Source organism: Yoonia vestfoldensis SKA53 (genome assembly GCF_000152785.1).
Classification (GTDB): domain Bacteria; phylum Pseudomonadota; class Alphaproteobacteria; order Rhodobacterales; family Rhodobacteraceae; genus Yoonia; species Yoonia vestfoldensis_A.
Genome location: NZ_CH672414.1, coordinates 1,211,413 through 1,223,986, shown reverse-complemented (window position 1 = coordinate 1,223,986; position 12,574 = coordinate 1,211,413). Strand labels below are relative to the sequence as shown.

Here is a 12,574-nt window from a genome sequence, read left to right as displayed (position 1 = left end):
CGGGGCAGGCCCCGGACCCGATCCGGTGCTCCCCCGGGATATTTGGGCTCGAACGATGGGGGTAGCGATGACATTTGTGAGGCTGCATGAAGTCGGCCCGCGTGACGGGTTGCAGACCGAAAAGCGCATCATTCCGGTGGCCGAGAAAGTGGCGCTGATTGACCTTTTGGGCCGGTCGGGGCTGCGCGATATCGAGATCGGCAGTTTTGTCAGCCCGAAATGGGTGCCGCAGATGGCCGACACGCCGCAGGTCATGGCAGGAATAGCGCCGGTGGCGGGGGTGCGTTACGCGGTACTGGTGCCCAATCTGCGCGGTTGGGACGGGTTTATCGCCGCGCGTGTGCCGGGGGTGGTCTATGAGGTCGCCGTTTTTGTGGCTGCCTCCGAGGGGTTTTCGCGCAGCAACCTGAATTGCTCGGTCGCGGAATCGGTCGAGCGGCTTGTCCCGGTGGTCGCAGCGGCGCAGGCGGCGGGGGTAGGCTTGCGCGGCTATATTTCCTGCGTAACGGATTGCCCCTTTGACGGGCCTGTCGCCCCCGACGCCGTGGCCAAGGTCGCGGCGATGGTACGCGCGCTGGCCCCGATGCCTGTGTCGCTGGGCGACACCATCGGCAAAGCCACGCCAGAGACGGTCGCGGCGATGCTGGATGCGGTGCTTGAGATTGCGCCCGCCGATCAACTGGCGGGCCATTTCCATGACACGGGCGGGCAGGCGCTGGCCAATATCGAAACGGCACTTGGCAAGGGCCTGCGCGCGTTTGATTCGGCGGTGGGCGGGCTTGGCGGGTGTCCCTATGCGCCCGGTGCGCCCGGCAATGTGGCGACAGAAAAGGTGCTGGCGCTGTTGCATGGCGCGGGGTTTCAGACCGGCATTGATACAGATGTCATTGCAGAGGCTGCGGCACTGGCAAGGAGAATGCGATGATTGATCTGGTGGTGGACGGGCGCGGGGTGGCGACGCTGACGCTGGCGCGCGCGGACAAACACAATGCGCTGTCGCAGGCGATGATTGACGCGCTGACGCAGGCCGCCGCGCGGATTGCAGCGGACCGGCGCATCCGTGTTGTCGTGCTGGCGGCTGCGGGGCCTACGTTTTGTGCAGGTGGCGATCTGGGCTGGATGCGTGACCAGATGGCAGCGGATCGCGCCGCGCGGCGCGCGGCGGCCACGTCGCTGGCACAGATGCTGGGGGCGCTGAACAGCTTGCCGCAGCCTTTGATCGGGCGCATTCAGGGCAATGCCTTTGGTGGCGGGGTCGGGCTGGCCTGCGTTTGTGATGTGGCCATCGGCGTGCAGACGGCCAAGTTCGGGCTGACCGAAACGCGGCTGGGCCTCATTCCCGCGACCATTGGCCCCTATGTGCTGGCGCGGATCGGCGCGGCCAAGGCGCGGCGTGTTTTTATGTCTGGGCGTGTATTCGGCGCGGATGAGGCTGTGGCGCTGGATGTTCTGGCACGCGCGGTGCCTGCTGACGCGCTCGATGACGCTATCGCCGCCGAGGTTGCGCCCTATCTGTCCTGCGGGCCAGAGGCGGTGGCGGCGGCCAAAGCCTATGCCCGGTCGCTGGGTCCGGTGATTGACGAGGCCATTATCGCGCGCTCTGTCGATGCGCTGCTCGCCTGCTGGGATGGGGCCGAGGCGGCCGAAGGCATTGCCGCTTTTTTCGGCAAACGGGTACCAAATTGGCCCGGATCTGCCTGAGGCCGCAACGTCACCCGCGATGCATAAAATGCGACCCATTTGCAGCTGTGCCAGAGCAGCGCAAAGAGGCGGTGTCGCGCCGCTGCGACACCGCATTCGGTTGACCCTTGCAGGGTGCGGCGGTATGTGGGGGCAAGCCATTAAAGGGCGCGCCGGACTGCGCGCTTTTTTGAAAGGAACGCATCTTGCCTGATATCGTGTCCAACTATTTGCCGATCATGATTTTTCTGGGCCTTGCCATCGCGCTGGGCCTGCTCTTGATCATTGCGGCAGCTGTGATTGCTGTGCGCAACCCCGACCCTGAAAAAGTGTCGGCCTATGAATGTGGGTTCAACGCCTTTGACGATGCGCGGATGAAATTCGATGTCCGGTTCTATCTGGTGTCGATCCTGTTCATCATCTTCGATCTTGAAGTCGCGTTCCTGTTTCCTTGGGCCGTGGCTTTTGGTGACATCAGCATGACAGCGTTTTGGTCGATGATGATTTTTCTGGGCGTGCTGACGATCGGCTTTGCCTATGAATGGAAGAAAGGGGCGCTCGAATGGGAGTGATGACCGGAACGGCCGTAGGCGCCGACAAGGAACATGGCGCGCAATTGCTGAACGCGGAACTGCAGGACAAGGGGTTTCTTGTCACCTCGACCGCAGACGTGATCAACTGGGCGCGCACCGGCAGCCTGCACTGGATGACCTTTGGTCTGGCCTGTTGTGCGGTGGAAATGATGCATACCTCGATGCCGCGCTATGATCTGGAACGGTTCGGGACGGCCCCGCGCGCCTCCCCGCGCCAGTCGGATCTGATGATCGTCGCTGGCACGTTGACCAATAAAATGGCCCCCGCTTTGCGCAAGGTTTACGACCAGATGCCAGAGCCGCGTTATGTGATCTCGATGGGGTCCTGTGCCAATGGCGGCGGTTATTACCATTACAGCTATTCGGTGGTGCGCGGCTGTGACCGGATCGTGCCGGTGGATATCTATGTCCCTGGCTGTCCGCCCACGGCAGAGGCGCTGCTGTACGGCATCCTGCAATTGCAGCGTAAAATGCGCCGCACCGGCACCATCACGCGCTAAAGGAACGACACATGACCGAAGCCTTGCAAGAATTGGGCGCGCATCTGGACCTCAAGCGTATTGATTGCGTTCAGTCCTGGGATGTCACCCATGGCGAATTGACCGTGACGGTCGCACCGTCGTCATTGGTCAGTTTCGTGGAATTCCTGAAAACGGATGCGAATTGCCTGTTCACCTCGCTGGTGGATATCACGGCGGTGGATTATCCGAGCCGCGCCAAGCGGTTCGACATGATCTATCATTTCCTGAGCATGTATCAGAACCAGCGTATCCGTGTGCGGGTCCAGATCCGTGACGACGATATGATGCCATCCATCATCGGGGTGCATCCGTCGGCCAATTGGTTCGAGCGTGAAGTCTTCGACATGTTCGGCATCTTGTTTACCGGCCATCCCGACCTGCGCCGCATCCTGACCGATTACGGCTTTCGCGGGCATCCGTTGCGCAAGGATTTCCCGACCACCGGCTATACTGAGGTTCGCTATGACGAGGTGCAGAAACGCGTCGTCTATGAACCGGTCAGCCTTGTGCAGGAATACCGCCAGTTCGATTTCATGTCGCCATGGGAAGGGGCCAAATACGTCCTGCCCGGCGATGACAAGGCAAAGGCCGAAGGCAAGTGACCGAGCCTGCCGTTCTTTACTGCGTCGGTGCGACCAAGGCGGGGACGTCGTGGTTTTACCGTTTGCTGCACGATCATCCCGATTGCGCGCTGCCCGCAGTGAAAGAGGCGCATTATTGGGACACATTCACCACCCCCGAGCGTGACAAGCAACTGGCCGCTTTCGATTTGCGGCTGAACGAATTGCGCGCCGCCAAAGTACTGGCCGAAGCCGCAGATCGCGGCTGGCAGATCCGCAACCTTGACCGGCGGATCGGGGATATGGCGGCGTTGATGGATGTTGTCGCCGGTGACCGCAATGATGATACGGCCTATCTGGCATGGCTGACACAGGGGCGGGGTGTGGCGCGGATCTATGCCGATATGACCCCCAATTACGCCACCTTGTCTGACGCGCTGCTGGACCGGATGGTTGCGGCAGCGCCCCTGACCAAGGTGATCTATCTGATCCGCGATCCGTTAGACCGGCTGTGGTCACATATCCGGATGCAGGCGCATCGCCAGCGGCAAAGCCACGAAATTTACGAAAAAAAGGCAAATAATATCCTGTACCGGATGTTGAACCGTGGGCAAGAGACGCATATCCTCGCGCGCGGTGATTATGCTGGCGTGATCAGCAAGCTGCGCCGCGTGGTGCCTGCCGACCGGCTGCTGGTGGCTTTTGCCGAAACGCTGCTGACGGCGGACGGTCTGGCGCGGGTCTGTGCCTTTCTGGGGATCGGGCCTGTCGATGTCCCCGCACAGGCGGTGCATGATGGCCGGCCGGTGGCGATGCTTGAAAAGCTGCGCACACCTGCGCAAAAGCTACTATTTGAACAATATGACTGGGTCGCGCGTAACGTCGGCCCCTTGCCAGCGAACTGGCAGAACAATTGTGTAAGGATGACAGCATGATGGACGGCGATATCCGCGTGAACACCTATGACGACGGGTCAGTCGACGCGCTGACCGGCGAACAGAAGATCCGCAATTTCAACATCAACTTTGGCCCCCAGCACCCTGCGGCGCACGGCGTGTTGCGGCTGGTGCTGGAGCTTGATGGCGAGATTGTCGAACGTTGCGATCCGCATATCGGCCTTTTGCACCGTGGCACCGAAAAGCTGATGGAAAGCCGGACCTATCTGCAAAACCTGCCTTATTTCGACCGGCTGGATTATGTGTCGCCGATGAATCAGGAACATGCCTGGTGTCTGGCGATTGAAAAGCTGACCGGCACTGTGGTGCCGCGCCGCGCCAGCCTGATCCGCGTGCTGTATTCCGAAATTGGCCGTATTCTGAACCATTTGATGAATGTCACCACGCAGGCGATGGACGTGGGTGCGCTGACCCCGCCGCTGTGGGGGTTCGAGGAACGCGAAAAGCTGATGGTGTTTTACGAACGCGCCTGCGGGGCGCGGTTGCATGCTGCCTATTTCCGCCCCGGCGGTGTGCATCAGGACCTGCCCGATGCCTTGATCGAGGATATCGACGCTTGGGCCGTGACTTTCCCCAAGGTGCTGGATGATATCGACAGCCTGCTGACCGAGAACCGCATCTTCAAACAGCGCAATTGCGATATCGGCGTGGTGACAGAACAGGATATCCATGATTGGGGCTTTTCCGGCGTCATGGTGCGCGGGTCGGGGCTGGCATGGGATCTGCGCCGTGCGCAGCCCTATGAATGTTACGATGAATTCGAATTTCAGGTGCCGGTCGGCAAGAACGGTGATTGTTACGACCGGTTCCTGTGCCGGATGGAGGAAATGCGCCAATCCACCCATATCATCCGTCAGGCCTGCGCCAAGCTGCGGGTGGAAAAGGGCGATGTGATGGCGCGTGGCAAGATGACCCCGCCCAGCCGTGGCGAGATGAAAACATCCATGGAAGCCTTGATCCATCATTTCAAGCTGTACACCGAAGGCTTTCACGTCCCCGCGGGCGAAGTTTACGCCGCGGTCGAGGCCCCCAAGGGCGAATTCGGCGTTTATCTGGTGGCCGATGGCACCAACAAGCCGTATCGCGCCAAACTGCGTGCGCCGGGCTTTCTGCATCTTCAGGCGATGGATCATATCGCCACTGGCCATCAATTGGCCGATGTGGCGGCGATCATCGGCACGCTGGACGTGGTGTTCGGGGAAATCGACAGATGACGATGGAACAGGTCGTGCTTGGCGCGGCGGTGGCTGTCGGGTTTTTCCTGTCGGCGGCCGTGTCGCGCTGGTTTCGGCGGCCTGTTGCCGGTATCATTTTTGGCGGCGTGGCGGGGATTGCTTTATCCGTGGCCGTGCTGAGTTATGGGCTGACCGAAGTGGCCGGTCGTGATGGCGTGGTCCTTGCCGAATGATGCAGGCATGGCCCGCCGCGACCCGTTAATTGAAAGATGACACCATGATCCGCCAGCTGCCTTTCATCGCCTTTATCGCCCTGTCGGCCTGCGCCTATCCGATGGTGATGCCCGCGCCATACCCGAGTGCGAGGGTTGCGCCGCAAACACTGCCGACCCCGGTCAATCCCGGATCGTCCAAGGACCGCTTTATCGCTGCTGTCACCGCCAATGGGTGCGAGCTGACCAGCGCAAATACGCAGACCGTGCTGGCCAGCGCGACCCTGTCCCAGCAGGACATGGCCCGCATCATGACCGAATTGCGCGCCGAAGGCCGGGGCGAGATCGGGTCAGATGGCCGGTCGTTCCGTATCACCACAGGGGCCTGCCTGTGATGTCAATCGGCTTGCCCGCAAGCGTGCTTGTGCTAATGGGTGGGACGAACCTTGGCGGGAGCGTTTCCGCCGCTTTGTTTGCGCCGATCACTGGCGCTGTCATGATGACCGGGATGAATTGATGCTACGCCGCCTTTACCACGACCAGCCCGCGACCTTTGCCTTTACCGATGCCAATCTGGCCTGGGCCGAGGCGCAGATGAAAAAATTCCCCGAAGGCCGCCAGGCCTCGGCGATCATTCCGATCCTGTGGCGTGCGCAGGAACAAGAAGGCTGGCTGACACGGCCCGCCATCGAATATGTCGCAAAGATGCTCGACATGGCCTATATGCGCGCGCTCGAAGTCGCGTCATTCTATTTCATGTTCCAGTTGCAGCCGGTTGGGTCTGTTGCGCATATTCAGGTCTGCGGGACGCTGTCTTGCATGATCTGCGGTGCCGAGGATCTGATTGGCGTGTGCAAGGACAAGATCGCCCCCAAGGCGCATAGCCTGTCCGCTGACGGCAAGTTTTCGTGGGAAGAGGTCGAATGCCTCGGTTCTTGCGCCAATGCGCCGATGGCCCAGATCGGCAAGGATTATTACGAAGACCTGACCGCCGCACGGCTGACCGAGATCATCGACGAACTGGCCGCTGGTCGTGTGCCGACACCTGGCCCCCAGAACGGCCGTTTCGCCGCCGAGCCGAAGGGCGGGCTGACCACGCTCAAGGATTTCACATCCGGCAAGGCGCAATACAATGCCAGCGCGCAAGCCGCTGTTGACATTGGCGACACGGTCAAGCGGATTGACGGGACAGAGGTGCCTTTGCTGACCCCTTGGATCACCGATGCGCCAAAACCCAAAGCGCCCGTCGCCAGAAAGCCGCGCAAAGACCCCAAACCATCTGCCGATGTGCCAGCCGATGACAGCGGCGTTACCCAGCAAGAAGCGCAAGCATCTTCCAAGGCCAAGCCGGTGTCGAAATCCAACCCCGAACAGGCCGGAGCCGCCGAAAAGGCCGTTACCAAGAAACCGCGCGCCAAACCTGCGCCGAAACAGCCCAAGACTTAGGCGCTTTGCGGGCCGATTGGGGCGGTGATACGGGATCTTGCAAAATATTTACGCAATGCCACCATTTCAGGTAAAAGTTGCAGTGCGGGTTGTGCTGTGATCCTTTGACGCAGAACCGGTTCCGCGATGAATTGATTGCACGGGCAACCCCCTGAGAGGAGAATTGAAAAGATGAACAACACAGCACCGATCTGGATGGGGATTGCCGCGATTGCGGGCCTTGTCTTTGTTGTCGCACTTGGTGTGGCCTATGTGCTTTATGACCTTGGCCTGGTTGGCGCGGTTTTCGTGGCCATCATCGTGGCCGGTGTCGCGGGTCTGGCGCTTGCATTGGGCTGGCGTCCGGCGCGCAATGATGGCGTTGCGGCCCCCGAGGCGGCTGCACCGGCAGCAGCACCTGCACCAGCAGCTGCACCTGCACCAGCAGCTGCACCTGCACCAGCAGCTGCACCCGCGCCTGCCGCACCCGCCGCATCTGCCGCGACATCCGGTGCTGGTACAAAGCCCGTAATGCTGTCTGCAGCGCGTGGCGGCCAGCCTGACGACCTGCGCCAGCTGAGTGGCGTTGGCCCAAAGCTGGAACAGACCCTGCATGGCATGGGGATTTTTCATTTCGACCAGATCGCGTCTTGGGGACCAGAGGAATTGGCGTGGATGGACGCCAATCTGCAGGGGTTCAAAGGCCGTGCCAGCCGTGATGGCTGGGTCGCGCAGGCCAAGACACTGGCCGCCAGCGCATAAGGATTACCATGGCCCGGCACGGCGACACAGATCAGGCGAAGGCCGGACAACGCGTCGCGTTGACGGTTGCTGCGGTTGGTGGTTTGTGGGTGCTGGTCACGATGATCGGGTCGCAATACGGCTGGTCCAACCGGACACGGGCCATATTTGACCTTGCAGCGCTGGCCGGTTTCGGCTTTGCGCTGTGGAAGACGTTTCAACTCTGGCGCATGCGCCGGAACGACAAGGGCGAGAACTGATGCTCAAGGATCAAGACCGGATTTTCACCAACCTTTACGGGATGCATGACCGCACGCTGAAAGGCGCGCAGGCGCGTGGCCATTGGGATGGCACCGCTGACATCATCAAGAAAGGCCGCGATTGGATCGTCAATGAGATGAAAGCCTCCGGTCTGCGCGGGCGCGGCGGTGCAGGGTTTCCGACTGGTCTGAAATGGTCCTTCATGCCCAAGGAAAGCGATGGTCGCCCCGCCTATCTGGTGGTGAACGCCGACGAATCCGAACCCGGCACCTGCAAAGACCGCGAGATCATGCGCCACGACCCCCACACGCTGGTCGAGGGTTGCCTGATTGCGTCTTTCGCGATGAATGCCCATGCCTGCTACATCTACATCCGTGGCGAGTATATCCGCGAGAAAGAGGCGCTGCAGGCCGCGATTGACGAAGCTTACGCCGCAGGGCTTGTGGGCAAGAACGCCTGCAAATCGGGCTGGGATTTTGAAATTTACCTGACCCACGGGGCAGGGGCCTATATTTGTGGCGAGGAAACGGCCCTGCTCGAAAGCCTTGAAGGCAAAAAGGGCATGCCGCGGATGAAACCGCCATTCCCCGCCGGTGCCGGCCTTTATGGCTGCCCGACCACTGTGAATAATGTCGAATCCATCGCTGTGGTGCCGACGATCCTGCGCCGGGGTGGCGCGTGGTTCAGCGGCTTTGGCCGCCCCAACAACGCGGGCACCAAGCTGTTCGCGATTTCGGGCCATGTGAACAACCCCTGCGTCGTCGAAGAGGAAATGTCGATTCCCTTCGAGGAACTGATCGAAAAGCATTGCGGCGGCATTCGTGGTGGCTGGGACAACCTCAAGGCGGTGATCCCTGGTGGGTCATCGGTGCCGTGCGTGCGCGGTGAAAACATGCGCGATGCGATCATGGATTTTGATGCTTTGAAGGAAAAAGGATCATCGCTTGGCACCGCAGCCGTGATCGTGATGGATAATTCCACCGATATGATCAAGGCGATCTGGCGTCTGTCGAAATTCTATAAACACGAAAGCTGCGGCCAGTGTACGCCCTGCCGCGAAGGCACCGGCTGGATGATGCGTGTGATGGCGCGGTTGGTCGAAGGCAATGCGTCAGTTGATGAAATAGATATGTTGCTCGATGTGACCAAACAGGTTGAAGGCCATACGATCTGTGCGCTTGGCGATGCGGCGGCTTGGCCCATTCAGGGGCTGATCAAGAATTTCCGCGACGAAATCGAAGACCGGATCAAACATAAACGGATCGCGGGGCTGGCTGCGGAATGACGAAGCGGGGCGGCGCGATCTGTGCGGCGCTCGTTCTGGCCGGCTGCACGACAGGCTCTGGCCCCACACGCGAGTTGACCGATTCTGCGGTGCAACGCTTGGTGATGATGCCGACGCCTGCATATTACGCCACGTTGACCATCGCGTCGCAGGTGGCACAGAATTGCGCGCGCTATCGCTATGATGCGGAACTTGATTCCGCGATGAACGAACGCCGCAATGAATTGGGCCGCGGGTCGCTGTCGGCCATTGCGCAGCGCGACGGGATCGAATTGGAAACAGATGTCAGCCAGCGCAGTTTCACCGCCAAACACGGCGTTGCATTGCAGGGGGCGGATTTGTGCCCTGCTGCCGATGCCGAAGTGCTGCAAGGCAGCTTGATCAGCGTGATGTTGGTCCCGGTCTGACGATCTGCTGACAATTTGTGATGCTTTTGAAAAAGGTCGTGCCTTGGAGCGGCCTTTTTTCATGCGATGATACCCGTGATGGGCGGAAAATCCCCGCTGTCATTCTGTTGATATTGAATAACGCGCCATCCGTCGCAATCTGATGGCCAAGGATGCCGCCCCGAGCATCCGGACAAGAGGCATGACATGACAAGAACAACAATCGCGATCATGGTAATTCTGCTGGCGATGGTCAGCCTGGCAGGGACGTTGTCGGCGCAATCGCAGCTGCGCGATGAACCGGCAGTGCGTGACGGAATCATTTATGTCGGCATGGCTTACGAGATTGCAGAAAAATGCGACAGCATTCGCGCGCGGACCTTTCGGGGTCTGACCTATCTGCAATCGCTGCGCGCAACGGCCCGCGATCTGGGCTATAGTCAGGCAGCGATCGACGCCTATATCGACGACAGCGCCGAAAAGCGGCGGCTGGAAGATATCGCAAGGGCGCAGCTGGCCGCATTGGGGGCCGCAACCGATGATCCCGCCAGCTATTGCGCCGTTGGACAAGCACAAATCGCTGCAAATACGCGCGTTGGCTGGCTTCTGCGCTGACCGCAGGTCAGCGGTGACAAATTGCCGTCTTTTTTACGGATCGCACTGGCGTCAGGGGCGCTCGCGGGTTAGAACGCCCTCAACGCGCCTACCCCTTATGCGGCACACGGCGCGACGGGAACAAAAAGGCACGCCATGTCTGATCTGCGCAAAGTCATCATCGATGGAACCGAGGTCGAGGTGGATGGGGCAATGACCCTGATCCAGGCCTGTGAAGTCGCGGGCATCGAAATTCCGCGGTTCTGCTATCATGAACGGCTGACCATCGCCGGCAATTGCCGCATGTGTCTGGTCGAGGTTGTAGGCGGCCCGCCGAAACCTGCCGCCTCCTGCGCCATGCAGGTCAAGGATCTGCGGCCTGGCCCCGATGGTACGCCTCCGGTTGTAAAAACCAACAGCCCGATGGTCAAAAAGGCCCGCGAAGGCGTGATGGAATTTTTGCTGATCAACCATCCACTGGATTGCCCGATTTGCGACCAAGGCGGCGAATGCGATCTGCAGGATCAGGCGATGGCTTACGGCGTCGATTTTTCACGCTACCGCGAACCCAAGCGCGCGACCGAGGATCTGAACCTTGGCCCGCTGGTCGAAACCCACATGACGCGCTGCATTTCCTGCACCCGCTGCGTGCGGTTCACGACCGAGGTCGCGGGGATTTCGCAGATGGGCCAGACCGGCCGTGGCGAGGATGCAGAGATCACCAGCTATCTGGGTGAAACGCTCGACAGCAACCTGCAGGGCAACATCATTGATCTGTGCCCCGTGGGGGCGCTGGTGTCGAAGCCTTATTCCTTTACCGCCCGGCCTTGGGAATTGACCAAGACCGAATCCATCGACGTGATGGATGCGCTGGGGTCCAATATCCGCGTCGATACCAAGGGGCGCGAAGTGATGCGCTTTTTGCCGCGCAACCATGACGGCGTGAACGAGGAATGGATTTCCGACAAGACCCGTTTCGTCTGGGACGGTCTGCGTAAACAGCGGCTGGACACGCCTTACATCCGTGAAGCCGGCAAATTGCGCAAAGCCACCTGGCCAGAGGCGCTGGCCGCCGCTGCCACCGCGATGAAGGGCAAGAAAATCGCCGGTCTGGTCGGTGATCTGGCCCCGACCGAGGCGGCCTTCGCGCTGAAACAACTGATCGAAGGGCAGGGTGGCCACGTCGAATGTCGCACCGATGGCGCGAAGCTGCCCATCGGCAACCGCTCTGCCTATGTCGGCACCGCTGCGATCGAAGATATCGACACGGCGCAGATGATCCAGCTGATCGGCACCGACCCGCGCAATGAGGCCCCCGTGCTGAACGCGCGCATCCGCAAGGCCTGGGCGCGCGGTGCCAATGTCGGGCTGATCGGGCCGCAGGTCGATCTGACCTATGATGTCGCGCATGTCGGCACTGACCGTCAGGCGCTGGTCGATACCGCCGCCAAGGATATGGGCGCGGTCAAGGATATGGACAGCCTTGTCATCATCGGCATGGGTGCGCTGCGCGAAGCTGATGGTGAGGCGGTGCTATCCCAAGCGATGGCGCTGGCCGACAAGACCAAATCGCGTTTCCTTGTGCTGCATACTGCCGCTGGCCGTGTCGGTGCGATGGATGTGGGCGCTGTCACGGATGGTGGCATGGACGCCGCATTGGACGGGGCCGAGGTCGTCTATAACATGGGCGCCGATGAGGTTGAGATCAAACCGGGCGCTTTTGTGATCTATCAGGGCAGTCATGGCGACCGTGGCGCGCATCGCGCCGACATCATCCTGCCTGCCGCCGCTTATACCGAGGAAAACGGCCTTTTCGTGAACACCGAAGGGCGGCCACAACTGGCCCTGCGCGCCAGTTTCCCACCGGGCAAGGCCAAGGAAAACTGGGCGATCCTGCGGGCCTTGTCGGCTGAATTGGGGGCGACACTGCCCTATGACAGCATGGCGCAATTGCGGCAGGCGTTGGTTGCGGCGCATCCGCATCTGGCCGCCCTTGACGAGGTGGCCGAGAACGATTGGCAACCACTGCCGGTGGCAAAACCCGGCAAGGCCGATTTTGTGCTGGCTGTGACCGATTTCTATCTGACCAACCCGATTGCGCGTGCGTCCAGCCTGATGGCCGAACTCAGCGCCAATGCCAAGGCGCGCAAAACCACACCGCTGGCTGCGGAATAAGGACGACACA

General features: G+C 60.6%; 15 protein-coding genes and 1 pseudogene. All 16 read left to right on the top strand.

All coding sequences use genetic code 11. The features are described 5' to 3' along the window. The first annotated feature begins 67 nt into the window (after positions 1–67). Positions 68–925, top strand: coding sequence for a hydroxymethylglutaryl-CoA lyase (locus SKA53_RS06005; protein WP_007205192.1), 858 nt, complete (start codon positions 68–70; stop codon positions 923–925). Then, positions 922–1,701, top strand: coding sequence for a crotonase/enoyl-CoA hydratase family protein (locus SKA53_RS06000; protein ID WP_007205191.1), 780 nt, complete (start codon positions 922–924; stop codon positions 1,699–1,701). The genes SKA53_RS06005 and SKA53_RS06000 overlap by 4 nt, the downstream gene beginning before the upstream one ends. 218 nt (positions 1,702–1,919) lie before the next feature. After that, positions 1,920–2,252, top strand: a complete 333-nt coding sequence (locus SKA53_RS05995) for an NADH-quinone oxidoreductase subunit A (RefSeq protein ID WP_424180350.1) — start codon at positions 1,920–1,922, stop codon at positions 2,250–2,252. Continuing rightward, the gene (locus tag SKA53_RS05990; protein WP_040482821.1) at positions 2,243–2,773 is read left to right on the top strand and encodes a NuoB/complex I 20 kDa subunit family protein; all 531 of its coding nucleotides are present in this window, start codon (positions 2,243–2,245) and stop codon (positions 2,771–2,773) included. Before SKA53_RS05995 ends, SKA53_RS05990 begins: the two co-directional genes overlap by 10 nt. Positions 2,774–2,784: 11 nt before the next feature. After that, positions 2,785–3,396 (top strand): NADH-quinone oxidoreductase subunit C, encoded by a 612-nt coding sequence (locus SKA53_RS05985; protein ID WP_007205188.1) that lies wholly within the window; start codon positions 2,785–2,787, stop codon positions 3,394–3,396. Further along, positions 3,393–4,289 (top strand): sulfotransferase, encoded by an 897-nt coding sequence (locus SKA53_RS05980; protein WP_007205187.1) that lies wholly within the window; start codon positions 3,393–3,395, stop codon positions 4,287–4,289. The genes SKA53_RS05985 and SKA53_RS05980 overlap by 4 nt, the downstream gene beginning before the upstream one ends. Beyond that, on the top strand, positions 4,286–5,524 hold the full coding sequence (locus SKA53_RS05975; protein ID WP_007205186.1) for an NADH-quinone oxidoreductase subunit D: 1,239 nt from the start codon (positions 4,286–4,288) through the stop codon (positions 5,522–5,524). Before SKA53_RS05980 ends, SKA53_RS05975 begins: the two co-directional genes overlap by 4 nt. Continuing rightward, a complete protein-coding gene (locus SKA53_RS05970) occupies positions 5,521–5,718 on the top strand; it encodes a hypothetical protein (RefSeq protein ID WP_007205185.1) in 198 nt (65 codons plus the stop codon). The genes SKA53_RS05975 and SKA53_RS05970 overlap by 4 nt, the downstream gene beginning before the upstream one ends. A 44-nt stretch (positions 5,719–5,762) precedes the next feature. Further along, positions 5,763–6,092, top strand: a complete 330-nt coding sequence (locus SKA53_RS05965; protein ID WP_040482820.1) for a hypothetical protein — start codon at positions 5,763–5,765, stop codon at positions 6,090–6,092. Between the two features lie 121 nt (positions 6,093–6,213). Further along, positions 6,214–7,131 (top strand): annotated as a pseudogene (gene nuoE, locus SKA53_RS05960) (NADH-quinone oxidoreductase subunit NuoE); the annotation flags it as partial. A 183-nt stretch (positions 7,132–7,314) separates the two neighbouring features. After that, entirely contained in the window at positions 7,315–7,884 is a 570-nt protein-coding gene (locus SKA53_RS15535; protein ID WP_007205180.1) for a hypothetical protein, read from the top strand. An 8-nt stretch (positions 7,885–7,892) separates the two neighbouring features. Beyond that, positions 7,893–8,123, top strand: a complete 231-nt coding sequence (locus tag SKA53_RS05950; RefSeq protein WP_007205179.1) for a DUF5337 domain-containing protein — start codon at positions 7,893–7,895, stop codon at positions 8,121–8,123. Beyond that, the gene (gene nuoF, locus SKA53_RS05945; protein WP_007205178.1) at positions 8,123–9,409 is read left to right on the top strand and encodes an NADH-quinone oxidoreductase subunit NuoF; all 1,287 of its coding nucleotides are present in this window, start codon (positions 8,123–8,125) and stop codon (positions 9,407–9,409) included. Before SKA53_RS05950 ends, nuoF begins: the two co-directional genes overlap by 1 nt. Continuing rightward, entirely contained in the window at positions 9,406–9,816 is a 411-nt protein-coding gene (locus tag SKA53_RS05940) for a hypothetical protein (protein ID WP_007205177.1), read from the top strand. The genes nuoF and SKA53_RS05940 overlap by 4 nt, the downstream gene beginning before the upstream one ends. Positions 9,817–10,002: 186 nt before the next feature. Beyond that, positions 10,003–10,410 carry a DUF5333 domain-containing protein gene (locus tag SKA53_RS05935; RefSeq protein WP_007205175.1) on the top strand — a complete coding sequence of 136 codons (408 nt, stop codon included), beginning with the start codon at positions 10,003–10,005 and terminating at the stop codon, positions 10,408–10,410. Positions 10,411–10,545: 135 nt separating this feature from the next. After that, a complete protein-coding gene (gene nuoG, locus SKA53_RS05930; protein WP_007205174.1) occupies positions 10,546–12,564 on the top strand; it encodes an NADH-quinone oxidoreductase subunit NuoG in 2,019 nt (672 codons plus the stop codon). Positions 12,565–12,574: the final 10 nt, after the last annotated feature.